This is a genomic window from Arthrobacter sp. OV608 (assembly GCA_900110595.1).
Taxonomy (GTDB): domain Bacteria; phylum Actinomycetota; class Actinomycetes; order Actinomycetales; family Micrococcaceae; genus Arthrobacter.
Map to the genome: position 1 here is coordinate 222643 of FOEZ01000005.1, position 22531 is coordinate 245173.

Annotated in this window: 27 protein-coding genes; 11 read left to right on the forward strand and 16 right to left on the reverse strand. The window is 63.9% G+C overall.

All coding sequences use genetic code 11. From position 1 onward, the window contains the following. Positions 1-5 precede the first annotated feature (5 nt). The 3 genes from BMX78_RS09185 (at position 6) to BMX78_RS09195 (ending at position 1579) form a co-directional block, all read left to right on the forward strand. Positions 6-365, forward strand: a complete 360-nt coding sequence (locus tag BMX78_RS09185) for a non-heme iron oxygenase ferredoxin subunit (RefSeq protein ID WP_091418787.1) — start codon at positions 6-8, stop codon at positions 363-365. Between the two features lie 79 nt (positions 366-444). Further along, positions 445-1233, forward strand: coding sequence for a Fe-S cluster assembly ATPase SufC (sufC, locus tag BMX78_RS09190; protein WP_091418788.1), 789 nt, complete (start codon positions 445-447; stop codon positions 1231-1233). A gap of 13 nt (positions 1234-1246) precedes the next feature. Continuing rightward, entirely contained in the window at positions 1247-1579 is a 333-nt protein-coding gene (locus tag BMX78_RS09195) for a metal-sulfur cluster assembly factor (protein ID WP_091418789.1), read from the forward strand. A gap of 122 nt (positions 1580-1701) precedes the next feature. On the opposite strand, the gene ypfJ is transcribed toward BMX78_RS09195, so the two are convergent. Then, the gene (gene ypfJ / locus BMX78_RS09200) at positions 1702-2583 is read right to left on the reverse strand and encodes a KPN_02809 family neutral zinc metallopeptidase (RefSeq protein ID WP_091418790.1); all 882 of its coding nucleotides are present in this window, start codon (positions 2581-2583) and stop codon (positions 1702-1704) included. A 59-nt stretch (positions 2584-2642) separates the two neighbouring features. Here ypfJ and BMX78_RS09205 point away from each other — a divergent pair, with 59 nt between their 5' ends. Continuing rightward, positions 2643-4049, forward strand: coding sequence for a class I adenylate-forming enzyme family protein (locus BMX78_RS09205; protein WP_091418942.1), 1407 nt, complete (start codon positions 2643-2645; stop codon positions 4047-4049). Further along, on the forward strand, positions 4012-5217 hold the full coding sequence (locus BMX78_RS09210; RefSeq protein ID WP_091418940.1) for a thiolase family protein: 1206 nt from the start codon (positions 4012-4014) through the stop codon (positions 5215-5217). Before BMX78_RS09205 ends, BMX78_RS09210 begins: the two co-directional genes overlap by 38 nt. A gap of 17 nt (positions 5218-5234) precedes the next feature. On the opposite strand, the gene BMX78_RS09215 is transcribed toward BMX78_RS09210, so the two are convergent. Genes BMX78_RS09215 through BMX78_RS09225 form a run of 3 tightly spaced genes read right to left on the reverse strand, consistent with a single transcriptional unit; the run spans position 5235 to position 7253 of the window. Beyond that, the gene (locus BMX78_RS09215) at positions 5235-5858 is read right to left on the reverse strand and encodes an energy-coupling factor transporter transmembrane component T family protein (protein ID WP_091418791.1); all 624 of its coding nucleotides are present in this window, start codon (positions 5856-5858) and stop codon (positions 5235-5237) included. Next, a complete protein-coding gene (locus BMX78_RS09220) occupies positions 5855-6586 on the reverse strand; it encodes an energy-coupling factor ABC transporter ATP-binding protein (protein ID WP_091418792.1) in 732 nt (243 codons plus the stop codon). The genes BMX78_RS09215 and BMX78_RS09220 overlap by 4 nt, the downstream gene beginning before the upstream one ends. Before the next feature lie 10 nt (positions 6587-6596). After that, positions 6597-7253: a biotin transporter BioY gene (locus BMX78_RS09225; RefSeq protein ID WP_091418793.1), complete on the reverse strand. Its 657-nt coding sequence runs from the start codon at positions 7251-7253 to the stop codon at positions 6597-6599. 236 nt (positions 7254-7489) lie between these two features. Here BMX78_RS09225 and BMX78_RS23080 point away from each other — a divergent pair, with 236 nt between their 5' ends. Next, positions 7490-7654, forward strand: a complete 165-nt coding sequence (locus tag BMX78_RS23080; protein ID WP_170850753.1) for a hypothetical protein — start codon at positions 7490-7492, stop codon at positions 7652-7654. A gap of 56 nt (positions 7655-7710) precedes the next feature. Here BMX78_RS23080 and BMX78_RS09230 read toward each other — a convergent pair whose 3' ends face one another. Continuing rightward, a complete protein-coding gene (locus BMX78_RS09230) occupies positions 7711-8169 on the reverse strand; it encodes an SRPBCC family protein (protein ID WP_091418794.1) in 459 nt (152 codons plus the stop codon). Between the two features lie 106 nt (positions 8170-8275). Between BMX78_RS09230 and BMX78_RS09235 the strand changes: the two genes are divergently transcribed. Then, on the forward strand, positions 8276-8812 hold the full coding sequence (locus tag BMX78_RS09235) for a GNAT family N-acetyltransferase (RefSeq protein ID WP_091418795.1): 537 nt from the start codon (positions 8276-8278) through the stop codon (positions 8810-8812). Positions 8813-8877: 65 nt separating this feature from the next. Then, positions 8878-9216, forward strand: coding sequence for a YciI family protein (locus tag BMX78_RS09240; RefSeq protein WP_091418796.1), 339 nt, complete (start codon positions 8878-8880; stop codon positions 9214-9216). A gap of 18 nt (positions 9217-9234) precedes the next feature. Here BMX78_RS09240 and BMX78_RS09245 read toward each other — a convergent pair whose 3' ends face one another. The 6 genes from BMX78_RS09245 to arfB all read right to left on the reverse strand — a co-directional run bounded on the left by BMX78_RS09245 (position 9235) and on the right by arfB (position 14324). Then, positions 9235-9645: a hypothetical protein gene (locus BMX78_RS09245; RefSeq protein WP_139204910.1), complete on the reverse strand. Its 411-nt coding sequence runs from the start codon at positions 9643-9645 to the stop codon at positions 9235-9237. Between the two features lie 102 nt (positions 9646-9747). Further along, positions 9748-10638: a hypothetical protein gene (locus tag BMX78_RS09250; protein WP_502686283.1), complete on the reverse strand. Its 891-nt coding sequence runs from the start codon at positions 10636-10638 to the stop codon at positions 9748-9750. 18 nt (positions 10639-10656) lie between these two features. Then, on the reverse strand, positions 10657-11001 hold the full coding sequence (locus BMX78_RS09255) for a DUF1304 family protein (RefSeq protein ID WP_286138884.1): 345 nt from the start codon (positions 10999-11001) through the stop codon (positions 10657-10659). A 208-nt stretch (positions 11002-11209) separates the two neighbouring features. Then, positions 11210-12274, reverse strand: coding sequence for a spore photoproduct lyase family protein (locus tag BMX78_RS09260; RefSeq protein WP_091418800.1), 1065 nt, complete (start codon positions 12272-12274; stop codon positions 11210-11212). Positions 12275-12326: 52 nt separating this feature from the next. Next, the gene (locus BMX78_RS09265; protein ID WP_091418801.1) at positions 12327-13010 is read right to left on the reverse strand and encodes a DUF4166 domain-containing protein; all 684 of its coding nucleotides are present in this window, start codon (positions 13008-13010) and stop codon (positions 12327-12329) included. Between the two features lie 891 nt (positions 13011-13901). Continuing rightward, complete coding sequence (gene arfB / locus BMX78_RS09275) at positions 13902-14324, reverse strand: alternative ribosome rescue aminoacyl-tRNA hydrolase ArfB (protein WP_091418803.1); 423 nt, start codon at positions 14322-14324, stop codon at positions 13902-13904. 217 nt (positions 14325-14541) lie between these two features. Here arfB and BMX78_RS09280 point away from each other — a divergent pair, with 217 nt between their 5' ends. Continuing rightward, positions 14542-16140 carry an ABC-F family ATP-binding cassette domain-containing protein gene (locus BMX78_RS09280; RefSeq protein ID WP_091418804.1) on the forward strand — a complete coding sequence of 533 codons (1599 nt, stop codon included), beginning with the start codon at positions 14542-14544 and terminating at the stop codon, positions 16138-16140. A gap of 30 nt (positions 16141-16170) precedes the next feature. On the opposite strand, the gene BMX78_RS09285 is transcribed toward BMX78_RS09280, so the two are convergent. The 4 genes from BMX78_RS09285 to BMX78_RS09300 form a co-directional block, all read right to left on the reverse strand. After that, the gene (locus BMX78_RS09285; RefSeq protein WP_091418805.1) at positions 16171-16608 is read right to left on the reverse strand and encodes a VOC family protein; all 438 of its coding nucleotides are present in this window, start codon (positions 16606-16608) and stop codon (positions 16171-16173) included. 79 nt (positions 16609-16687) lie between these two features. Continuing rightward, positions 16688-17563 carry an SURF1 family cytochrome oxidase biogenesis protein gene (locus tag BMX78_RS09290; RefSeq protein WP_091418806.1) on the reverse strand — a complete coding sequence of 292 codons (876 nt, stop codon included), beginning with the start codon at positions 17561-17563 and terminating at the stop codon, positions 16688-16690. Next, complete coding sequence (locus tag BMX78_RS09295) at positions 17564-17833, reverse strand: hypothetical protein (RefSeq protein WP_091418807.1); 270 nt, start codon at positions 17831-17833, stop codon at positions 17564-17566. Next, positions 17830-18264: a DUF3099 domain-containing protein gene (locus BMX78_RS09300; protein ID WP_091418808.1), complete on the reverse strand. Its 435-nt coding sequence runs from the start codon at positions 18262-18264 to the stop codon at positions 17830-17832. The genes BMX78_RS09295 and BMX78_RS09300 overlap by 4 nt, the downstream gene beginning before the upstream one ends. A gap of 153 nt (positions 18265-18417) precedes the next feature. On the opposite strand from BMX78_RS09300, the gene BMX78_RS09305 reads away from it, so the two are divergent. Next, positions 18418-19143 (forward strand): beta-ketoacyl-ACP reductase, encoded by a 726-nt coding sequence (locus BMX78_RS09305; protein ID WP_091418809.1) that lies wholly within the window; start codon positions 18418-18420, stop codon positions 19141-19143. Positions 19144-20052: 909 nt separating this feature from the next. After that, positions 20053-21969: an oxidoreductase gene (locus tag BMX78_RS09310; RefSeq protein ID WP_170850754.1), complete on the forward strand. Its 1917-nt coding sequence runs from the start codon at positions 20053-20055 to the stop codon at positions 21967-21969. 150 nt (positions 21970-22119) lie between these two features. On the opposite strand, the gene BMX78_RS09315 is transcribed toward BMX78_RS09310, so the two are convergent. Next, the gene (locus BMX78_RS09315; protein ID WP_091418810.1) at positions 22120-22428 is read right to left on the reverse strand and encodes a HEPN domain-containing protein; all 309 of its coding nucleotides are present in this window, start codon (positions 22426-22428) and stop codon (positions 22120-22122) included. Positions 22429-22531 lie beyond the last annotated feature (103 nt).

Genomic DNA, 22531 nt, shown 5'->3' on the forward strand with positions numbered 1-22531 from the left:
TACAGATGACTGACCAGCCAAAGGGCGAGCTTGTCTGCAAGGTGGATGAAATCCAGCTGAAGCAGGCGTTGCGGATCCTGATCGACGACTACCCTGTGGCCATCGTCAAGGACTCCATGGGGGAGATCCACGCCATCGGCGACACCTGCTCGCACGCGGACATTTCACTGTCCGAGGGCGAAGTGGAGGGATGTGCCATCGAGTGCTGGGGCCACGGCTCCCAGTTCGACCTGCGCACCGGCGAACCGCTGCAGCTGCCGGCCTATGATCCCGTGCCCGTCTTCGCCGTCGAGATCAGGGGCGATGAGGTCTACGTGGACTTCACCAGCGTCCTCAACGGCGCCGAAGCACCCAACTTCAGCTAGCACCACAGAATTACGAACCAACTTCCAGACAGAGACCGCACCGCCGCCGCCAGGCACGGTGCAGAGGAGAACAAGACATATGTCTACTCTTGAGATCAAGGACCTGCACGTCAGCATTGAGACGGAACAGGGCACCAAGGAAATCCTGAAGGGCGTCAGCCTGACCATCCGGACCGGCGAAACCCACGCCATCATGGGCCCCAACGGCTCCGGCAAGTCCACGCTGGCCTCCACCATCGCAGGCCACCCGCGCTACAACGTCACCAGCGGTTCCATCACCCTGGACGGCGAAGACGTCCTGGAAATGAGCGTCGACGAGCGCGCCCGCGCCGGCGTCTTCCTGGCCATGCAGTACCCGGTGGAGGTCCCCGGCGTGAGCATGACCAACTTCCTGCGCACCGCCAAGACGGCCATCGACGGCGAAGCCCCCAAGCTGCGCACCTGGACCAAGGACGTCAAGGCAGCCATGGAGCAGCTGCGGATCGACGCTGACTTCGCCCAGCGCAACGTCAACGAAGGCTTCTCCGGCGGCGAGAAGAAGCGTGTGGAGATCCTCCAGCTCGAACTCTTCAAGCCCAAGTTCGCCGTCCTGGACGAGACCGACTCCGGCCTGGACGTTGACGCGCTGAAGGTTGTCTCCGAAGGTGTCAACCGCGCCCACGCCGATGGCAACATGGGTACGCTGCTCATCACCCACTACACACGCATCCTGCGCTACATCAAGCCTGACTTCGTGCACGTGTTCGTGGACGGCCAGGTTGTTGAGGAAGGCGGCCCCGAGCTCGCCGACCGCCTGGAAGAAGAAGGCTACGACCGCTACGCCAAGGGTGCCGGCGCCGCCGCCGCACCTGCCGCTGCACAGGCCTAGTTAGGACTTCGCCATGACCGAAATCAACGCGTCCCGCACCAGCCTGGAGGACGTTGAAGAAGCGCTCAAGGATGTGATCGATCCTGAGCTCGGCGTCAACGTGGTGGACCTCGGCCTGCTGTACGGGCTGAAGTACTCCGATGACGACGGCGCGCTGCTGATCGACATGACCCTGACCACGGCCGCCTGCCCGCTCACCGATGTCCTCGAGGAGCAGGTGGGCAAGGCCCTGGACGGCGTGGTTGATGACTGGCGCCTGAACTGGGTCTGGATGCCGCCATGGGGTCCGGAACGGATCACCGACGACGGCAAGGACCAGATGCGGGCCCTCGGCTTCAACATCTAGTCCCCACCGCCTCCCTGGCCTCGCTTCGCTTCGGCCAGGGAACCCTCGGCGGCGTGGGCCCAAGTACGACGACGGCGGGTCACCTTTCGCAGGAAAGGTGACCCGCCGTCGTCGTTCCCGAATTAGAGGCTGGGAGCCGAGAAAGTATCGCACTGGTTGATGTCGCCCGTTTGGTAGCCCTGCGCAAACCACCGCTGCCGCTGTTCGCTGGACCCGTGCGTCCAGCCTTCCGGCGAGACACGACCCGTGGCGGCTTGCTGGATCCGGTCATCGCCCACGGCTGACGCTGCCGAGAGGGCGTCGTTGATGTCCTGCTGGGTCAGCGGTTCGAGGTAGGGCTGGCCGGTCTTGGGATTCGGGGTGGTTGACGCGTATTTGGCCCAGAGCCCGGCGTAGCAGTCAGCCTGCAGCTCGGTGCGGACAGCGCCGGATTCCGGTCCCTGCGGATCCTGTTGTGCGCGGTCCAGGTTGCCGAGGACGTTCTGGATGTGGTGCCCGAACTCGTGGGCCACCACGTACTCCTGCGCCAGCGGGCCGCCGGAGGAACCAAACCGGTCTACCAGTTCCTGGAAAAAGCCGGGATCGAAGTAGGCCGTGGTGTCGGTGGGGCAGTAGAAGGGGCCCACTTCGGAGGTGGCAGCACCGCAACCGGTGTTGGTGCCCCCGGTAAAGATCACGGCCTCCGGCCGCGGGTACTGCACGTTGTACTGCTGCAGGTAGCCGGGCCAGAACGCGTTCAGGCTGTTCACGGTTCCCGTGATACGGCAGTCCACCCGGGCGTCGGCGTCGGCTCCGGTTTCGCATGCAGGAGCCGTACCTTGGCTTTGCGGCTCCTGCCCCGCCCCGGTCAGGCCCTCAAGCAGCTGGGGATTTACGCCCAGGAGCGTGGCGATGAGCAGGAGGAGCCCGCCGCCGATGCCACCGCCAACCAACACCCCACGGCCACCGCCGCGCCGGTCCTGGACTTGTGATGGATCCAGCTGCACATTGTCGTTGAAGCTCATAAAGTCACAATACCCGCGGGCCCCGACTTCAACCGGTGACCGCCGGTAAAGTTGATCTGATGCCTTTCCTCAACCACATCCAGCGCTGGGCCGAAGAGCGGCCGCACCACACCGCCGTCGTCGTCGCCGGTCAGCGCCTCACCTGGGCGGAGCTCCGCGATGCCGCCGCCGCCCTGGTTCCGGAGACCAAAGCGGTCACGTCACTGTGCGAGGCGAACTCGGCCGGATTCGTCGCCAGGTTCGCCGCCGCGGTTGCCGGCGGGCGCCAGTGCGCCGTCCTTGATCCCGCCTGGCCGGCACCGCTGCAGGAGGATATTGTCCGCCGGGTAGAATCGTCTGCCCGGCCGGCGGCCGTGTCCGCGGAGGATGAGCTGGCCGACGGCGGGCCGGAGGCCACCTTCCTGATTGGCCTCACGTCCGGCACCACTTCTGTCCCCAAAGCCTTCACGAGGTCACGGCGGTCCTGGCAGGAGTCCTTCAAAGCGTCCATTGAGTTCTTCGGGCTGGTACAGGACGATGTAACGCTTGCGCCGGGCCCGCTGGCGGCGAGCCTGAACCTGTACGCACTGTCAGAATGCCTCTACGCAGGTTCCGAATTCCAGACACTGGAGACGTTCGACGTCGGAGACGTCCATGCGGCCATCACCTACGACCGTGTCACCCGGCTGGTGCTGGTGCCCACCATGCTGAGGATGCTCAGCGAACGTGGATTGACCGGATGCGTGGACGCTTCCGGGCTGCGCACCATCATCTGTGCCGGGTCCAAGCTCGACGCCCGGACCCTGGAAGCTGCCCGCCGCTGGGCGCCCAACGCCACTATTTACGAGTACTACGGCGCCTCCGAGCTGAGCTTTGTCTCGGGCGCGGGCCTGCCCGCCGGGGAAACGGCCGCCATGGGCGGGACGGGCATTGGGCGGCCTTTCCCGGGGGTGGACGTCAGGATCCTCAACGATTCGGGCGAACCGGTTCCGGACGGAGCCGCGGGCAACATCAGCGTGCGCAGCGGGATGGTCAGCAACGGCTACCTGTGGGGCGATGACGGGCAGGCCCTCAGATCCTTAGGCGGCTGGTTCACGGTGGGGGACCAGGGCTACCTCGAAGCGGGAGAACTGCATATCCTGGGCCGCCGGGCGGACATGATCCTCACGGCTGGCAAGAACGTGTACCCGCATGAAGTGGAACTGGCGCTGGCGGCCGTGCCCGGCGTGGCTGCAGCGATGGCCGCCGGCATGCCGGACGACCTGCGGGGCCAGCGGGTGGTGGCCGCAATTGTTCCGTCTGCGGGTGCTGTTACCGCCACCCAGTTGAAGGCGGGGCTGGAAACCATCCTGGCCCGCGACAAGTGGCCCCTCCAGTACTATGCGGTCACCGAATTGCCCACCACGGACCGCGGCAAAGTCAGCCGAAACGTCCTGCTGGACTGGATCAATGCCGGTGACTCCCGGATCCGCACCCTTGGCGCCTGAACTCCTGCCGCCCAATCGGCAGCCCGTCATCATCGCGGCGCGGCGCACTCCCGTCTGCCGGACCAACGGTGCGTTGCGGACGCTTCGCGCCCACGAGCTGCTGGCCCCGGTCCTGCGCGAGCTGGCGGCTTTCCCCGGGATCGAGCCGGGTGATGTTAGCGACGTGGTGATCGGCAACGCCGTGGGTGGCGGCGGAAATGTGGCGCGGCTTGCCCTCCTGGAAGCAGGTTTGCCGGTCAGCGTGCCCGGGCTTACGGTGGACCGGCAGTGCGGTTCCGGCCTGGACGCGATCGTCCTTGCTTCCGGGCTGGTGGCGGCCGGCGGCAATCCCCTGTACCTGGCCGGTGGAGTGGAGAGCACCAGCACCGCGCCGCTGCGGGCGCATCGAAGGGACGACGGCGGCCCGGAGTTCTACCCGCGGGCCCAGTTTGTGCCGGAGGCCTTTGGCGACCCGGACATGGGTGTCGCAGCAGAAACTGTGGCCCATAGGTTCGGCATCAGCCGGGACCGGCAGGATAGGTTTGCGCTGCTGAGCCACCAAAAGGCCCTCGCGGCAGCTGCGGCAGGATTCTTCGACGACGAACTGGTCCCGCTGGTGAATGGTGCGGGAACCGTTGCTGTGGATGATGGCCCGCGCCGGGGGCTGGGCGCGGCGGTGATGGCGCGGTTCCCGGCCGCATTCGTGGACGGGGGAACAGTCACCGCCGGAAACTCCTGCTTCGACGCCGATGCCGCCTCCGCCGTCGTCATCACTTCCCTGCAGCGGGCCCGGGACTTGGGGGTGCCCGACGGTCTGCTGGTGCTCGGCACCGGCACCGCCGGGGTGGAACCAGACGTGCTCGGCATTGGTGCGGCCGCTGCGGCACGGGAAGTGCTGGCTGCTGCAGGAGTGACTGCGGATGAGCTGGAGCTGGTGGAGTTCAATGAGGCGTTCGCGTCGCAGACGCTGGCCTGCCTCGACGAACTGGGGATTGATCCTGCCCGGGTGAACCGCGACGGCGGCGCCTTGGCTTTGGGCCACGCGTACGGTGCATCGGGCGCTGTCCTCGTGACGCGGTTGTTGGCCCAGGCGCGCAGGCAGGGAACACCGGGAAGCCTTGCACTCGCCATGATCAGCATCGCGGGCGGCATGGGGACCGCCGCATTGCTGCGGTACGAGCGCTTCTAGCCGCGTCTTCCGGCGCTTCAGTCCTCCGCTTCGCCCAAACCGCGGGCGGCGAGTGCTTCGCCAGTCTGCCGGGCGAAGGCCACGGAAGTGATGAACACGGGCAGGATCAGTGCCCGGGGGTTGCGCTCCAGTCCCCGTGCCCGGGCGGAATCGCGGACGTCAGCGAAGGTGCCCGCGATGTAGGGGATGCTGCGCAGCATGATCCCGATGGTCAGGGCAAACCGCTCGGGGTCCGCGCCGAATCTTTTGAAGGGGCTTGCTGCTTTGACCACACCGTCCAGGAGCTTTTGGACGGGGGTGGTGGCGGTGAGCAGCGATGCCGCCACCACGCACACCAGGATGTTAAGGACGATCCGCGCCGCAGTGGGCGCGCCGAGCTGCCACCACTGGAAGAGCCCGATCACCAGCAACACCGCGGCCAGCGGGCGGACGGCGCGCCAGAGCCGTTTCAGGCCGGCGCCGGTGAGCAGGAAAAGGCCGCAGAGTACGGCGAGTACCGCCGTCGAGATGCGCCAGTCCTGGATGATGAACGACGCGAGGCCGCAAGCGAAGACCAGGAGGAACTTCAGGGCCAGCGGTGTACGGTGGATCAGCGAGTTCCCGGGCACGTAGTTGGCCAGGAGGAAGCCATGTCCTCTCACCGCGGGCTCGGTTCCGTGGTGTGCAGCCCGTCCATGCAGAGGGTGCGGTAGGTAGCCACGGCCTCCGCGGGAGCGCCGTCGAAGGCGACCCTGCCTTGTTCGATGACCAGCACACGGTCCATTTCCAGGGCCAGGTCAAGGTCGTGGGTGGACATGATGATCTGCTGGTCCAGCCCGGCCAATGTCCTGCGAAGGAGTTCGCGGTTGCGGAGGTCCAGGAGGGTGGAGGGCTCGTCGAGTACCAGGACCTTGGGGCTGACCGCCAGCACGGCGGCGAGGGCCATCAGCTGCCGTTCGCCGCCGGAAAGCTCGTAGATACTCTGGTCCGCCAGGTGCAGGAGCCCCAGGCGCCGCAGCGCCGCTTCAGCCTGGCTCCGCCGTTCGGTGCCGTTCTTCACCGAGCGGCGGAGGGACAGTTCCACGTCCTCCCGGCCGGTGGGCATCACCAGCTGGGACAGGGGATCGGTGAATACGAAGCCCACGTTCCTGCGGACCCTGCGGACGGCACCGACTGTATCGTCGCCGTCGACCGCTACAGTGCCCGAGGTTGGCTGGACGAGGCCGTTGACCAGCCGCAGGAGGGTGGATTTTCCGGAGCCGTTGGCGCCGATGACGCCGACCCGCCTTTCCGTCAGGCGGAGGTCGACGGCGTCAAGGAGCACTTTGGGCTCCGGCGAGTCATCAGTTTCGACGGCGACCGTTACCTGGTCAAAGGTCACTGCGGGCATGGGGGAGATCCTAGGCCTTGGTGGTCTGGCTGGTAGCGGCTTTGGCGGCGGTGCGGCGGACGCGGCGGACCAGGATGTCCGGGAAGGCGCGGTGGAGGGCGACGGCGATGACCGCGGCGAGGATGTTCTTGATGATGTCGCCCGGGTAGAACACCAGGTCGCTGAGGAAAGCCTGGCCCAGGGTGGCCTTGGTGTTCAGGGCGATGCCGGCGACGCCGAGCGAGTGCACCACCACCACGCTGGTGACTGTTGCGGCCAGGAAGAGCCACAGGGCGCGGGTTTTGGTGGTCCGGCGGATCACCACGGTGGCGAGCCAGCCGACCACCAGTGCGGCGATGGGGAAGGCAATGATGTAGCCGGCGGACGGTCCGGCGAGGATACCCAGGCCGCTGCGGCCCTGGCTGAAGATGGGAAGGCCCGCGAGGCCCAGGAGGGTGTACAGCCCGACGGCGGCGAAACCCCTTCCCGGGCCAAGGACCAAGCCGGTGAGCATCACGGCGAGGGTCTGGAACGTGATGGGGACGCCGAAGCCGTTAACGGCGAGGCCTGGGACGAGCGCTGCGCCGGCGACGAGGGCGGCGAAGACGGCAATCAGGCCGAGGTCGGTGGCGTTCCAGCGGCGCCTGGCCTTGGGGGCGTTTGAGACGGCTGTGTTGGTGTTGCTCATGGGAAGGTCCTGTCGGGGTTGTACAAGCGGAATCTAATGTACCGCTGACGTTACCGGGGTGCTATGGACCCCATTTTGTAGGGGGCCTACTAAAGCTGGGGGTGGCCGCTGACGGCAGGGCACAACCGGCCGGCATTGCCGCCCCTGCGGCGGGTTCCCCCACCGCCTGGTAGGTCTTGGATCTGACGTAGGCTTGCAGCGTCGTTCTTGGACGAGAGCATGTGGGGAAAAGAAATATGAATATCGTCCTGGCTTTGGTGTTTGCCGCCATCTTCTTTTACATCCTTTACGGGGTCATCAGGGCGGCGACACGGGATGGCATCCTGGCAGCACAGCAACAGCTGGCGCCCGACGTCGCCGAGGATGACCAGGAAGTGAGACGTGACGGGTCTCCAGCGTGACCCGTGGCCTCAACGACGTGCACCTCACTAGTCGCTCGTTTCGGTGCGTCACGCTGTTACTGCCCGGGAATCGGCTCACCCGCAAGATGCTGATTGCGCGTCTCGATTAAGTTCTGAAGGTATCGGGCCAACACCAGTTTCTCCACCAGTCGTCCCAGGAGTCCGAATGGGGCCGAGAATTCAATCCGGTCCACCATCAGCGTTCCTTCTGAATCCTGCCGGAACTCATGAACGTGCCGGAACCGGCGAAACGGGCCTCTGACCTGTTCATCGACAAAATATTCGGGTGGGTGCATCTCGGTAATCCTGCTGGTCATCTGCAGCGGCAGGCCAAAATGCCAGGCCCGCCACGTCACTTCCTCATCCAAAGAGATCAGGCCGCTCGTCACGCCAGCGACGGCTTCTTCACGGGACTTTGCCATCGAGTTTTTGTGGACGTCGATGTTTCGGGCAAGGTCGAACAACTCGGATTGCCGCCTATTTGTCCGCGTTATGCACTCGAAGAAGACAGCCATGGTCAGAGTATTGCATCCTCGAGCCGGGGTCACCTCCCTTGTTCGTGATCGTCGCGCTCTTGTCGGGCGCCGCCGGCGAACTCCGATTGATCGGTAGTGTGGGCGGGTGGACTTTTCCTGTGAGCTTGCCGATGGGGTTGTGCTGCGCCCAGTCCAGGTGTCGGATGCTGCGGAGCTGGCAGCGGCGGTTCAAGCAAACCGGTCTTACCTGGCTCCCTGGGAGCCGATCAGGCCCGAGGAGTTCTACACATTTGAGGGTCATCGAGAGGTTATTGAACGACGCCGGGCCGAGCTTGATGCGGGGACAGCACTTCCCATGGTTCTGTCCGCGAAGGGCAGCATAGTCGGTCTGCTGACCCTCAGTTCGATCGTGCGTGGTGCCTTCCAGAACGCCCACGTAGGCTACTGGCTCGCGCAATCGGCCCAAGGAGCCGGCCTCATGACTGCGGCGGTCGGCAGTGCCATAAAGGTCGCAAGGGACCACCTCGGTCTGCACCGGCTCGAAGCCGCAACTCTGGTCCATAATGTCGCCTCCCAAAGGGTGCTTGAGAAGAACGGCTTCGAGGCCTACGGCACGGCCCATGCCTACCTTCGAATAGCCGGCCTGTGGCAGGACCACCGCATGTATCAGCGAATCCTTTAGACATCGGCCGACTCCTGTTCCCAGGACCATTGCCCTGCCAGCGCGCCGCGTGGCAGTATCCCGACATGATGAAATACCTCATTTCCTTCCCAAGTGAGGCCATGGTCCTCACCGACGAAGAGTTCCCAATTGTCTCCGCTGACTCCCACGCTGTGATTCAGGAGGCGAAGGACGCCGGAGTCTACGTATTCGGCGGCGGAATCAACGAGGAAGTCGATCCGGTGCTGGTCTCCGCTGACGGGTCGGTGAGCACCGGGACCTATCCGGGCTCCAGGGTCAACGGTGGATTCTGCGTGTTGGAGCTGCCCACGCGAGAGGACGCTGTGGAATGGGCCCGGAAGATCGCCGTCGCCTGCCGTTGCTCCCAGGAACTCCGCGAATTTGGGTACGACCCGGAAAGCTAGCTGCCGGGGAGCCTTGGCTCAGATATCGAGTGTCCGGCGTTTGGCCGCCACAAACTCTTCCCGGGTAAGAGCACCCTGCGAATAGAGGTTTGCTATGAGGGCAAGCTGGGACGCCACCGATTCTTCCTCCCTCACTTTGTCTGCTTTCATAACGCGGTGTTTTCCCACATGGGCAGGAGCGCCGAAGCGCCTAACTTTGTTGACGCTGAGTGCCTGCACTAAGAGCACCAGGGCGCCGAGAACCCCTGCCGCAATTCCCAGGGGCACGGACAGCAAAGACTGGGAGGCGATCCCTATGACCACGATTGCCGCCCCGGCACCGGACAGACAGACACCGGCTGCCCATCGCGCTGTATCACGCAGGGGCCGCTTTCCTCTGAACTCAAACAGATAGCCGCCAACCTCGTGCGGAACCGCATGCTCGTTCATGCGTTGAAGGATATACCCGGGCCAGAGCATTGAACATCCGACGTCCAGAGCTGCCTGGCGGCACGTCGAACAGCGGACTTTCCTTGATTGCGAAAGGGTAGTTCAGCCCTGGGCCTGGGGCAGCACCAGCAGGTAGCCGGCCGGGAGTTCGCTGCTCCACCGCCGCGGCTCACGGACCACAAACTGCGTGGCCAGCTGCTCGGGAGTGAGCAGGCTGTTGGGTTCGGGGGAGGGGCCCCACTGTCCACTGCCGTATGGATAGAGGGGATCCAATACGTGGATGCCGGTGACCGAGAACTCCGGGAACTGGGCCGGATCGCCGACCGACTCGAAGCCACTCATCACCCAGGCGTGGCGGCCGCTCCACATAACGAGCCCAACGGGGCGGCCCGTCTCGGTCATCGCCCGCGCCGCGGTCTGCAGGGCGTCCCCGTAGTCGGGAATGCTGACCACGGAGTATGGCCCCATCCCCACCTCGGTGAGGACCTGCGCCCAACCGAACGGATTGGCTCCGTTGAATGAGTTGGATGAATGCGCCCGGGCCATCTCCCACAGCTCACCCTGCTGGCCGGAGTCAGTCCAGCTCCCACCCCCTGTGTCGTCGACGAGGTTATGCGCCATCTGGATGCTCGCTGCAACACACCAGTCGAAGGTGTACTGCGGAACGAAGTCGCCCTCCTGGTAGAGGTTGAGGGCAAACGGCTGGGGGACGGCAACCGGGGCGGCAACCGGCGCCGGGGCGTCGGCTGTGGGGATCTGCTGAGGGGCGACGGCGGTTTCGGTGGCTGGCGCAGTCGCCGGGGCAGTCGCCGGGGCGGCCGCCGTCGGCTGTTCCGTCGCTGCGGCGTCAAGGCCAACAGTGGGTGTGCAGCCCGCGATAAAGCCCGCCAGGACAACGAGCCAGGCCAGAAGACGGGTACGGGCACCGATCATGATGGTCCAGTTTACCGCGGCGTGCAGGACTGCCCGGGAAAGATTTTTAGGCAGAGCCACCAGGGCAGGGGCCTGGCTTCACCGGTAGAGAGCGTAAAACAGAAGTCCCAGGCCGGGACCAAGAGATTGCCCGATGGCGCTGGCCAGGAGGCGCTTCTCCGTGATCCACAGCCAGATGCCGAGGAGGAAGTGGCTGGCGCAGCAGAAGATCACGATTGCTGACCCGCCAGCAGCATTGCCGGCAAAGTTCAGCATCCACAGACCTGTAACGATGCCCAGCCCGAAGGCGATGTTGTAGGCGCCAACGTTCATGGCCCACATGCGGACGGCTGCGACATCTTCAGGTTTGACCAAAAAAATCCTGTAGAAGCGGCGATCGCCATGAAAGAAAATCTCCAGCGGGCCGACGGCGATCAGGGCCAAGGCAGTTATCCCTGCGAAAATCTGGCTCAGTAGATTCATTCCAAATCCTCCCCAGGGCAAGGCCGGAACACCCTGCTGCCTCCCGTGCAGGATAGGGCTCGAACGGGACCGCCTTCAAGCGTCCGCCAGTCGGCGTCGCCTGCTTCCGCGCATGCTGGAATGAACTTGCATGTGAAGCCGTCACGACGGCGCCGCTAACCTCTGAGTTTCAGAAGGCGTAGCGGACGCGGCAGTAAGGGGCGATCTCCTCAATGAGGGCGGTCAGTTGCCGCACGTAACGGGCTTTCGTTCCTGAACGGTAACGAACATTGGTGAAGCCGTTGGAGGAGACCTTGGATTCCTGCAGCTCCGGACGCCACAGCACCTGCTCTGCCTGCCGGTGCCACCCCAGATTGACCTCATGCAGGCGCTCGTTGTGCGTCAGGAAGATCACCTCTGCCGCGAGCTGGGCCTTCGCAGCGGGCGTCAGGGTGGCGTCGAGCTGACGCAGCAGCCCCTCCCAATCCTTGAGCCAGGTGTCGGTAATGACAACGGGCGAGAAGTTCACATGCACTTCATAGCCGGCATCAACGAAATCATTGATGGCAGCCATACGTTCGGCCACCGGAGAGGTCCGGACGTCAATCGATTTCGCAAGCTCAGCGGGCATCAGGGAGAAACGGATCCTGGTGTGCCCGCCGTGCTCCCAGTCCAGCATCGCCGGGTTCACGTACTTGGTGGCAAAGGACAACTTGGCAGTCGGCAGATCGCTGAAGAGCGTGACAAGATCCTGCACATTGTCACTGAGAAGCGCGTCCACGGAGCAATCGCTGTTTTCACCGATGTCATAGACCCAGAGCTCAGGATCGCACTGGTTGGGCTCGAGCTTTATGCCCTGGCGGGTGGCATGCCGTTCAAGGGTGCCGGCAATCTGGTCGATGTTCGCAAACACCGTCACAGGGTTGCTGTAGCCCTTGTGGCGGGGGACGTAGCAGTAGGCGCAAGCCATGGCGCAACCGTTCGCGGTTGAGGGCGCAATAAAATCGGCGGACCTGCCATTAGGTTTGACGTTCAGCGCCTTCTTGACCCCCAGGACCAGCGCCTCAGTTTTAATCCGGGACCACCGTGGCACGTTCGTTTCATCCCCATGTACCTCCGGGATGTTCCAGTGGTTCTCAACCGGCACCACCTCGGCGTCAGGCCAGCGTTCGACGATCTCCTTGCCCCGGGGAAGCTCCAGCGCGGCAGGCTGCGCATAGATGCGCCGGATCTGCAGCAGCCGGTTGAATTCCATGCCTACATTCTTTCAAGCCACTGAAGTCGCCCGGCCCGGTTAAGCCCACGGCCTATTCACGGCTTTCTTCCCGCACTGGCTTCAGGTGCTCGGGGGCTCCTCCGGCGCAGAGGGCGGGAAAGGTGCAGGTGAACTCGCCGCGGTATCCGAAAAGGAATCCAAGGAGCGGGTTCCGCACCTGCATCTGGATTGTGTACACGCCCCGGGAATCGTCGAAGTTCTCATACAAGTCGGCCGTGCCAGTGAGTGCGGCAGGAAACTCGAATGCGGCGAAGCCCTCGTAGAATCGCTGAACCCCTGTTTGCAGGTGGAGGGAACCGTCGGCCAGAACCTCCAGGACGAGGTCAGTTGCCAAGTGCTGGTGGGTGCCCAGGTAGTCAACGACTCCACCCCTGGCTTCGCTGTGCACCATGGTGGCGTCGAACCGCCTCCTCTTGGACCCGGGCAGTTCCAGTGTCCTGACGAACGTCACGGTGGGGCGGCCGAATCCATCCGTATACGGGTAGTTCTCGATCGTGAAGGGGATGTGGTTGCCCTGGTCCGGAAACAAGATATTGCGGTAGGCCCCCAACTTCAGGAACGGGACGGTCCACCATGCCCCGCGGCGCACGTCAGAAAACACACCGCGGCCTACACAGGCGTAGCCCGCCGCAATGTCGACGCCGAAGCGCTTCTGCAGCATCGGGTGCAGCCTATGGAAGTCTTCCCCCAGTGCCCGCTCAAATATCGACGCCATCAGCAACCTCTTCCTGACAAGCTGGGATCCGCGACCGGCGGCGCGTCCAGGCCGGCGAGGGCGGAAGGGGCACGTCCGGACGGCAGGTCCGGAGGATTCCGCAGGCATCTCCCGGCCCTGGGCACCGTTGGGTGTGCCGGAAGGAGCCAGGCGGCACCGGCAACTGCCACGCCTGTGAACGCGGCGGCTACGTGCCCCTGTTCCACCGCGCGTCGCAGCACCAACCAGGCGGCGACGGCACCCACTGCCCTGACAGCGGCATCCAGGAACCACCGGGTCCCGGAGTCTCTGGGATGAAGCCCGCTTTCCGCCCACATCCTCAACCGGTCAAAACTCATGGCTGTCGCCCAACCCAACGCAGGGCGGAACAGCCAGGAATCCATCACTTTTCCGGCTGGGCCCATCCCCGGCGAATAGTTGTAGCCCGTGATGAAGCGGAGTCCGTCCTCACTGGGGATATACCGCCAATATCCGGAACCGGGCCCAATCGGCGATAACACGTCAGCAGTATTGAATTTCAGTGCCGAGGTGGCTTGCCCGTCCGGCCGGAACCGGTGCCCTAAAGATATTCCGGTTCCGTGAATAGTATGGAACGGAAGGCGGAACTCATACCGGAAATTCTGAACTCCCTGCTCGTTTTCCGATACGGGAATGATCCGGGAAAACCGCAAATCCCAGGCGGAATGCATGGATGTGTCCTGGCTCAGCTTCCAAACCCGCTCCAAGGGAGCTCGAATTCGGATCTCAACATATATCTGCCGCTGCCGCCCGGACTTTTTCCTGCGTGAACTTTCCCCCATTTGAGCATCATAATCGGCAGGCAGCAGCCGTCCACGCCCCAGCACCACCGGGTGGATGTACCGGTATTTGTCGATCAGGCCAAGCCGGCGCCTACTCCGCGGTTGGCCGCCGGCGTTGCTGCTTCGTTGTTGACCGCTGCTTCTTGGCTGAGAGGCGGCGGCGGGCCGAGCCACGGGTTGGTTTGGTTGCCCGGCGCTCGGGCGCAGCCGGAGCAAGGGCTCCTGCCACAACATCGGCAAGCTTCACCATGGCAATCTCACGATTGCGCAGCTGGGAGCGCTCCTCGGACGCAGTCACCGTGATCACCCCGTCCACCAGGCGTTGACCGAGACGCGAAAGCAGGATCAGCCGCTGGCTTTCGGAAACCGCCAACGAGGCGCTGACGTTCCACGAGAGCTCGACGCGGGTGTCTGTGGTGTTGACGTGTTGCCCGCCGGGTCCGGACGCACGCGAAAACCGCCAGCCGAGTTCGGACGCCGGAATCGTGAGCGTGGGCAACACCTCCAAATGCATGCAACCAGCGTTGCATGCGTCCGGACGCTTTCACGAGGCGGCAAAGGTCATCTTCCGGATCCTGGGTGTTCCTTTCGTGAGGCCAGTCTCCAAGTACCCGTATATGGGCCGTTCACCGGTAGACTTGGATGGGCCGTTCTGTCGGCCATTGCCGCCCACGCCCGCCACAGATGCTTTGGGCTGCGGCTAATCCCTGCTGTGAAAGGCTTTACCTGCTGTGATTACTGTCCAGGATCTTGAACTGCGTGCCGGCGCCCGGCTCCTGATGGACCAGGTGAGCTTCCGCATCGACAAGGGAGACAAGATCGGCCTGGTGGGCCGCAACGGGGCCGGCAAAACCACCCTCACCCGGGTTCTTGCAGGGGAGGGGCTGCCCGCTGCCGGCAAGGTGACCCGCAGCGGTGAGATCGGCTACCTGCCGCAGGACCCGCGCACACCGGATATGGAACAGTTGGCCCGCGACAGAATCCTGTCAGTCCGCGGCCTGGACATCGCCGTCGGAAAGCTCCGCCAGGCCCACGATGAAATGGCCAGCGAGGACGCAGCGGTCCAGCGCAAGGCCATGAACCGCTACGACCGGCTCGAGTCCGAGTTCCTGGCGGCCGGAGGATATGCCGCCGAGGCCGAGGCCGCCGCGATCTGCTCCAACCTCGCGCTGCCGGACCGTCTCTTGAACCAGCCCCTCAAAACCCTGTCCGGCGGCCAGCGCCGCCGTGTGGAGCTGGCCCGGATCCTGTACTCCGATGCCGAGACCATGCTCCTGGACGAGCCCACCAACCACCTCGATGCCGATTCCATCGCCTGGCTGCGTGACTTCCTGAAAAACCATCAGGGCGGACTGATCGTCATCAGCCACGACACCGAACTGCTCGAAGCCACCGTTAACAAGGTCTTCCTGCTTGACGCCAACCGCGCGCAGATCGACTTCTACAACATGGACTGGAAGCGCTACCTCACCCAGCGCGAAACCGACGAGCGCGCCCGCAAGCGTGAACGTGCCAACGCCGAAAAGAAGGCCCAGGTACTGATGGACCAGGCCAACAAGATGCGTGCCAAGGCCACCAAGGCAGTCGCCGCACAGAACATGGCCAAGCGTGCCGAGCGCCTCCTCAGCGGTCTTGAAGCCGTCCGCGAGCAGGACCGCGTGGCAGCACTGCGCTTCCCGGATCCGTCGCCGTGCGGCAAGACCCCGCTGACTGCCGAAGGGCTCAGCAAGTCCTACGGTTCGCTCGAGATCTTCACCGATGTGGACCTCGCCATCGACCGCGGCTCCAAGGTGGTTATCCTTGGCCTCAACGGCGCCGGCAAGACCACCCTGCTGCGGATGCTGGCAGGCGTGGACACACCTGACACGGGTGACGTCATTGCCGGGCACGGCCTGAAGGTGGGCTACTACGCCCAGGAACACGAGACACTCGACGTGGACCGTACGGTCCTGGAAAACATGCGTTCGGCGGCCCCGGACATGAAGGACGCCGAAGTCCGCGGCATCCTGGGCTCGTTCCTGTTCTCCGGCGACGACGTGGACAAGCCCGCCGGTGTCCTCTCCGGCGGTGAGAAGACCCGCCTCGCCCTCGCCACCATCGTCGCTTCCAGCGCAAACGTGCTGCTCCTGGACGAGCCCACCAACAACCTGGACCCAGCCAGCCGTGCCGAGATCCTGGGCGCCCTCAAGAACTACAGCGGCGCCGTCGTCCTGGTCAGCCACGATGAAGGGGCGGTGGAGGCACTCAACCCGGAGCGCGTTGTCCTGCTGCCCGACGGCGTCGAGGACCACTGGAACGAAGACTACCTGGACCTGATCACGCTGGCCTAGGCCCTGCGGGCCGCCGTGGCGCTGCGGGCATCAGTCTTTCTTTAGGTTCTCCGCGAGCATCACCAGGATGCCGCTGGGACCGCGGAGATATGTGAGTTTGTAGATGTCGCCGTAGGTGGCCACGCCCCGCAGCGGATGGCACCCATGCTTGGCGGCTATCTCAAGGGCGTCGTCGATGTCGTCAACCGAGAAGGCCACGCGGTGCATGCCGATGTCGTTGGGACGGGTTGGCTCCACTTCAATCGCCTGGGGATGGATGTATTCGAAGAGCTCCAGCTGGCCATGGCCGTCCGGGGTCTGGAGCATCGCAATCCTGGCGTGGTTGCCATCCAGTCCGACGGCGGTGTCGGTCCACTCGCCGCTGACCGTGTCGCGGCCCACCACGGTGAGCCCCAGGTCGGTGAAAAAGGCGATGGCTGCTTCGAGGTCGCGAACCGCGATACCGACGTTCTCAAGTTTGATGGCCATGCGTTGAAGCTACCAAGGTGGAGCGGTTAGCTCCAGTGGCGGTTCGGACCCGGACCCAACAAGGTACGGAACCCGCGCCTCAGAACCCCTGCGCGTCCAGGAGTGCGTCTTCCTCTTCTTCGGCGGTCGCCTTCTTCCGCTTCCGGGGCGGGGACGGACGACGGCGGGCTGCCGCGGCAGCCGAGTGCAGGGCACCCTCGGGGGACTCGTCGTCGTCCTCGGCGTCAATGGCGGCGTTGCGCGCCTGCTGGCGGGCGGCGTAACCGAACCCGACGAACATCAGCACGCCGAACGCGAACCACTGGAGTGAGTAGGAAAGATGCGTGCCTTCCTCGGTGGAAGGCTTCGGGAACGCCATGGGCATCTCGGCCGCCGGGGGAGTCTCGGAGGCGAGCTGCCCGTAGGCACCCGTCAGCAGGGGATAGCCAAGCTGCGCGGAGTAGGCCGCGAGATCAATGGACGCCAGCTGCCCCTGCGGGGCGCCGCGCTGCAGTTCAGGCTCAGGATGCTTCAACCGCACGACGGCGGTCACCTCACCTGCAGGAGGTGCCGGCACTGAATCGGGGCTGCCGGGATTGTTGTTGCCGATGGGGAGCCATCCGCGGTCGATGACCACGGTTTCGCCTGTCCGCAGCCGGAACGGGACCACCACTTCGTAGCCGGGCTGGCCGTTCAACGGCCGGTTCCGGACGATGCGCTGCCCGTCCACAAGGTATGAGCCTTTCAGCTCAACCTGCGTCCACTCCCGGGCAGGGTCCAGCTGACTGAACTCTTCGCGGACATCCGTGAAGGGGACAGGCGTTGCCGAGTAGTTGGTCACCACGCGGTTGATTTCTGCCAGGGTTTCGGCGCGGCGGTCCATCTGCCAGCGGCCCAGGAAGACACAGGCGGAGGCGAAGATTGCGGCCAGCAGGAGATAACCCAGCCATTTGCTGGAAAAGAGGAACCGGTACATTCAGCTGTCCTGCTCCAGGGCACCGGATACCCGGCCGTCCTCGAGCGGCACAGTTTCCTTCCACAGGCCGCGTGTTTGAAGGTAATCCTGAAGCCACTCGCGGTGGTCTCCACACGCAAGCCAGGTCTTGCGGCGCTCGGGGGTGTGGATCTTCGGGTTGTTCCACAGGAGCTGCCACGAGGCCTGGGACCGGCATGCCTTCCGGGAGCAGACAGCGGCAGATTCACCCATTGTGGGATCGGTTCCCGCAGCGAAGTCGAAAATACTCATGATGCCCTCCGCTCCTGCTCAGTCGGTGTTTCGTCGTCGTCGTTAATGAGCTCGCCCTGCAGTACCTCGCTGCCATGCCCGTCTTCGGCAGTGGGCGCCGGCGGGCTTTCTATTTCGGCAAGCGGCGCGGAATCCAGCAGCAGGTCGCTGTGCCCCTCAGCCTTGTCGTTGCCGTTCGCAATGACCACCGCAATCCACGGCAGGAAGACCGCTCCGGCAACCATCACAATCTTAAACCAGCCATCCACCACGAAGATCATGATCAGGCACACCATGCGGATGCCCATAGCCAGCGCGTACTTGACCATGCGCTGGTGCATGTCCTCGGAGTGCGCGCCCGCGGCCTCGGTGATGCTGTGGACTTCGGAATCGCCGGAGAACCGCCCGGGTTCTCCGGGCGCCGATTGTCCCGCATGGTTTTCAAGGGTCACGGTGGCTGATCACGCTCCAAAGGCTTGCATCAATTCTCTCACCATCGGCAGTGGCGCCCAAACCCTTGCCGGGGCGGGGCGCTAAGATCAAAGTCAGCCAAATCACCCCCTTCCACCGCGGTGCACCATGCCGCAGAATTCCGGAGCCTTTACATGACTGAAGCAGCCACCGCCCCCCGCAGCGTCCTTGTCACGGGCGGAAACCGCGGCATTGGACTTGCGATTGCCGAAGCGTTTCTCGCCAATGGCGACAAAGTGGCCGTGACCTACCGCAGCGAATCGAAGCTGCCGGAGGGGATCCTGGGCGTCAAGGCCGACGTCACCGATGAGGCCTCCGTGGACGCGGCCTTCAAAGAGGTGGAAGCCGCCCACGGTCCCGTGGAGGTGCTGGTGGCCAACGCCGGCATCACCAAGGACACCCTGCTGCTGCGCATGAGCGAAGACGACTTCACCTCAGTCATCGATACCAACCTCACCGGCGCCTTCCGCGTCATTAAGCGGGCTTCGAAGGGCATGATCCGCCTCCGCAAGGGCCGCGTTGTCCTGATCTCCTCCGTGTCCGGCCTGTACGGCGCCCCCGGGCAGATCAACTACTCCGCTTCCAAGGCGGGCCTGGTGGGAATTGCCCGTTCCCTGACCCGCGAGCTGGGCTCGCGCGGCATCACCGCCAATGTGGTGGCCCCCGGCTTCATCAACACGGACATGACCGCCGAGCTCCCCGAAGCCACCCAGAAGGACTACCTGTCCAGCATCCCCGCCGGCCGTTTTGCCGAGGCCAGTGAAGTAGCCAACGTGGTCCGCTGGATCTCCAGCGACGAGGCAGCCTACATCTCCGGCGCTGTCATTCCCGTTGACGGCGGCCTCGGAATGGGCCACTGACCCTTTCAGCGGGACAGAAACATCCCTTAGCTGCTGGTGGAAGCCGACCCATATTGCAGTTGGAGGATGTGCGGTATGCCGTACATCCTCCAACTCGCGGCGGCCCTTTGGTCCTGTCGCTTGCTTGAGCGCCAGAGGTGAAAAGCTGTAGGCTCCTGCCTGTTGTCTTGAAACGCTGGACATACGCTGCGTCTAACCGACGGCCTGTGACCTCCCGGGCTGCCATCACAATTCCAGTGGACACGGCGATGGCAGAGGATCACTCTTGGAGTTACCGCACCCACTGCGCATCGCGCTGACCTCGGGCGATCGCGTGCCGCCGGTCTCGGGCACCGCTGAGATGTCGACTCCGTCGGGTTCGCTTGAACATGTCTCCACGACTAAGGCCCGACGGCGTGACGAACAGAAACGCTTACGATCATCACGGGCGACCATGGCGGACTTCGAGGGCCGGTGCGCGTCAACGGTGGGCGCTCTGCTTGATCCCGGCACTGACCGCCGCTCTCGTTTTATCGGCGGTCTCGAGCGCCGTGTTCGAACGCGCGGAACACGGCGCCTTCGAACACGGACGTCCTCCTTGAGTGGAGCGCCATCGCCCAAGACCACGTCCAGGATGTTCTGGCAGGACAGGGAGCCCTGCGCCTCGATTGTCTGGGCGTCGAGGGTCTGCTCGATCACTCTGACTGTTGCCGGCCCCTAAACCGAGGGTGATCGGAGATGCTCCGTGTCCGTCGAAGACGGGTCACCTGGGACGATATCAGCTTTTGGAGGGGCGGGCAGCCCTTGTGGACACGTATTCACACACGCTACGGTGTGGGATTAGTGTAATTACCATGCATTTCATTCGACGGGTGGCCGCCGGATCTTGACCATCGCAAACGCAGTGCCGTTCGAAGTTAGAGGAGTCCGATGCACTACCCGATGCTTCTGTCAACGTTGGATATCCGCGGTCATGAGTTGCGGAACCGTGCAGTCATCACCGCGCACACGGCGAGCCAGTCGTTCTTCAACCCCGCGCTACCAGCAGCAACGTACATCGAGTACATGCGCAGACGCGCCTCCAGCGCGGGGTTGATCATCACCCAGCCGCAGCTCTGGTCGCTCGGCGTTGTGCAGCCTCAGTGGCTCATTGACCGACATGGTGAGTTGGCCGAAGCAGTGCATGCTGAGGGAGCAAAAATAATGCTCCAGATTGTGCATCTGGGTGTGTACGGGAAAAGCGATCCGGATTTGCATGGGTCGCCCTTGTATGGATTCGGCGTCAATCAGTCTGCGGCAGGCGAGACATCCCACGAGATGGACGATGCCGAGGTCACGATGATGATCGAAGGCTACCGCTCGGTGGCGCGTCTCGCCGCCGAAGCTGGATTCGATGGTGTCGAAGCACACGGTGGACACGGCTACCTGATCCAGCAGTCACTCACTCCGGAGTTCAACTCACGAACCGACCGCTGGGGGACTGACCCTACGCTGTTCGCGCGCCGCATTATCCAGGCGGCGCGTGAGGAGGTCGGACCGAACCGCATCGTGGGTTACCGCACCACCACTGACGACCTGCGGAGCCCGGAGGACGGCGGCATCGGTTTTGAGCGTGGCGCCCAGCTGCTGAAGGAGATCCTGGCCACAGGCGAGGTCGACGTGCTGAACACGACCATCGGCCAAGGTGGGTCGAGTTACCCGCGCTCCATCCCGGACTACCGGTACGGCGATGCGCCCAACATCCCAACTGTGAAGCGTCTTCGTGAGGCCGCCGACGTCAAAATTCCGATCATCGGAACCGGGCGCATTCTGACGGCGAGCGTCGCGGAGTCGGTTCTCGCCAGCGGAGCCTGCGAGCTTGTGGCCATGACCCGGGCCCACATTGCTGATCCTGAACTGATGCTCAAGGTCGTCGCCGGCCAGGGTCACCGCGCGCGACCGTGCGTGGGTGCTAATGACTGCGTGAACCGCGTGCAGTCCGGATATCCGGAAATCAGTTGTTTCCACAACCCAGAGGTTCTGCGTGAGCAGGAACTTGCGGTCCTCCCAGCGGTCGAGAAGCGGAAGGTCTTGGTGATCGGTGCCGGGCCTGCCGGCCTGAAGGCCGCCGAGGTCGCTGCACTCCGCGGACACGATGTCCATCTCTACGACGGCGCCGGTCGGCCCGGTGGTCGCCTGCGACACGCCGCCGACACGGCAGGTTCGGCCCTGGTGAGCTCGATCGACTACCTGACCTCCGAGCTGGCCGAACTGGGGGTGAAGCTGATCTCGCAGAACGTCGGTGAGGTCGAGCTGCAAGAGATTGCGCCAGACGAGGTTATCCTGGCAACCGGGACCCGCTCCAATGTCGAGCAAGCGTTCGTTGGAGCCCAGGCCGCTGGAGCGATCGACAGTTCGGACGCACTGAAAGTCGACCTCGGGCACCGCGTGCTTCTCTACGACACAGTGGGTGCTAATGAGGGGCCGCTCGTCGCTGAGGCACTCGCTCAACGGGGACACCAGGTAACCTTTGTGACTCCTGAGGAGACGGTAGGACCGCATAGTGGATACCTGCACCGTGCGCAATACGGCAAGACGCTCTACGGGGTTGTCAACCGCGTCATCGTCCGCGGACTCATCGGGTTCATTGAGGACGGCAACGCGCTGATCGCGACTCCGGAGGGTGCAGATATCGACACGCTGCCGTGCGACTCGCTCGTCGTGGTGGCGGCGCCGCAGCCTGACCTCGCCCTCGTGCCGGTGTTGAAGCGCCTGGGCATTCCCTACCGTGTCGCCGGCGACGCCGTCGCTCCCCGCCTGGGCATGCAGGCTTTCAAAGACGGTCACGAGGCCGGGCTGGCGGTCTGACAGCGTCAACGGTACGCGAGCGAGCTAGACAGGGGTAGGAAGGCCGCGTTTAGCTGAACCTGGGAGTCGCGGTTCATTCGTCGGCGACGAGGTAGGGATGAATCTGCGGGTCCCGGGCGATTCTTTCCCTGAGCTTTTCGCGATCAGCTCCTAGCTCGTTGACAATCCAGGTCTTGAAGAGTAGGGCACCTCACTCCAGCAGTTAGCAACATCAACCATTTGAGGGAACTCGCGGTTAGCATGCTTCACGGCGTTGTAAGTATCTGCCATCCGGTGCGGCCACATTGCGTCTATAACAGGCAAAAGCCCGGGGACCTCCTGAATTATGCGGTCGAGTCGACGCTTGAAATAGATTCCACCCGCGGCGGACTCGGACTTTGCATCCTTACCCAGGAATATGAGATCGCCCAGCGCTTCCAGGCTGATGGATATTTGAGTTAACTGAACTTCGAGTGTCACACCCTCCAGATAAATGCTGGATACGGCTGGATCAATCGCTCGTACGAAGTCATCGCGCAGTTTGATCCAGCGTGCTAGCCCTTCTGGTCCTAAGTCTTCCCGC

Bases quoted from the DNA above. Each gene is read 5' to 3' on its own strand.
- BMX78_RS09285 (WP_091418805.1), bottom strand. From the start codon at position 16,608: ATGGCCATCAAACTTGAGAACGTCGGTATCGCGGTTCGCGACCTCGAA.
- BMX78_RS23080 (WP_170850753.1), top strand. From the start codon at position 7,490: ATGAATATCGTCCTGGCTTTGGTGTTTGCCGCCATCTTCTTTTACATC.
- BMX78_RS09260 (WP_091418800.1), bottom strand. From the start codon at position 12,274: ATGGAATTCAACCGGCTGCTGCAGATCCGGCGCATCTATGCGCAGCCT.
- BMX78_RS09310 (WP_170850754.1), top strand. From the start codon at position 20,053: ATGCACTACCCGATGCTTCTGTCAACGTTGGATATCCGCGGTCATGAG.
- BMX78_RS09230 (WP_091418794.1), bottom strand. From the start codon at position 8,169: ATGGCTGTCTTCTTCGAGTGCATAACGCGGACAAATAGGCGGCAATCC.
- BMX78_RS09295 (WP_091418807.1), bottom strand. From the start codon at position 17,833: ATGAGTATTTTCGACTTCGCTGCGGGAACCGATCCCACAATGGGTGAA.
- BMX78_RS09240 (WP_091418796.1), top strand. From the start codon at position 8,878: ATGATGAAATACCTCATTTCCTTCCCAAGTGAGGCCATGGTCCTCACC.
- BMX78_RS09265 (WP_091418801.1), bottom strand. From the start codon at position 13,010: ATGGCGTCGATATTTGAGCGGGCACTGGGGGAAGACTTCCATAGGCTG.
- BMX78_RS09225 (WP_091418793.1), bottom strand. From the start codon at position 7,253: ATGAGCAACACCAACACAGCCGTCTCAAACGCCCCCAAGGCCAGGCGC.
- BMX78_RS09290 (WP_091418806.1), bottom strand. From the start codon at position 17,563: ATGTACCGGTTCCTCTTTTCCAGCAAATGGCTGGGTTATCTCCTGCTG.
- ypfJ (WP_091418790.1), bottom strand. From the start codon at position 2,583: ATGAGCTTCAACGACAATGTGCAGCTGGATCCATCACAAGTCCAGGAC.
- sufC (WP_091418788.1), top strand. From the start codon at position 445: ATGTCTACTCTTGAGATCAAGGACCTGCACGTCAGCATTGAGACGGAA.
- BMX78_RS09305 (WP_091418809.1), top strand. From the start codon at position 18,418: ATGACTGAAGCAGCCACCGCCCCCCGCAGCGTCCTTGTCACGGGCGGA.
- BMX78_RS09185 (WP_091418787.1), top strand. From the start codon at position 6: ATGACTGACCAGCCAAAGGGCGAGCTTGTCTGCAAGGTGGATGAAATC.
- BMX78_RS09195 (WP_091418789.1), top strand. From the start codon at position 1,247: ATGACCGAAATCAACGCGTCCCGCACCAGCCTGGAGGACGTTGAAGAA.
- BMX78_RS09220 (WP_091418792.1), bottom strand. From the start codon at position 6,586: ATGCCCGCAGTGACCTTTGACCAGGTAACGGTCGCCGTCGAAACTGAT.
- BMX78_RS09205 (WP_091418942.1), top strand. From the start codon at position 2,643: ATGCCTTTCCTCAACCACATCCAGCGCTGGGCCGAAGAGCGGCCGCAC.
- BMX78_RS09210 (WP_091418940.1), top strand. From the start codon at position 4,012: ATGCCGGTGACTCCCGGATCCGCACCCTTGGCGCCTGAACTCCTGCCG.
- BMX78_RS09245 (WP_139204910.1), bottom strand. From the start codon at position 9,645: ATGAACGAGCATGCGGTTCCGCACGAGGTTGGCGGCTATCTGTTTGAG.
- arfB (WP_091418803.1), bottom strand. From the start codon at position 14,324: ATGCATTTGGAGGTGTTGCCCACGCTCACGATTCCGGCGTCCGAACTC.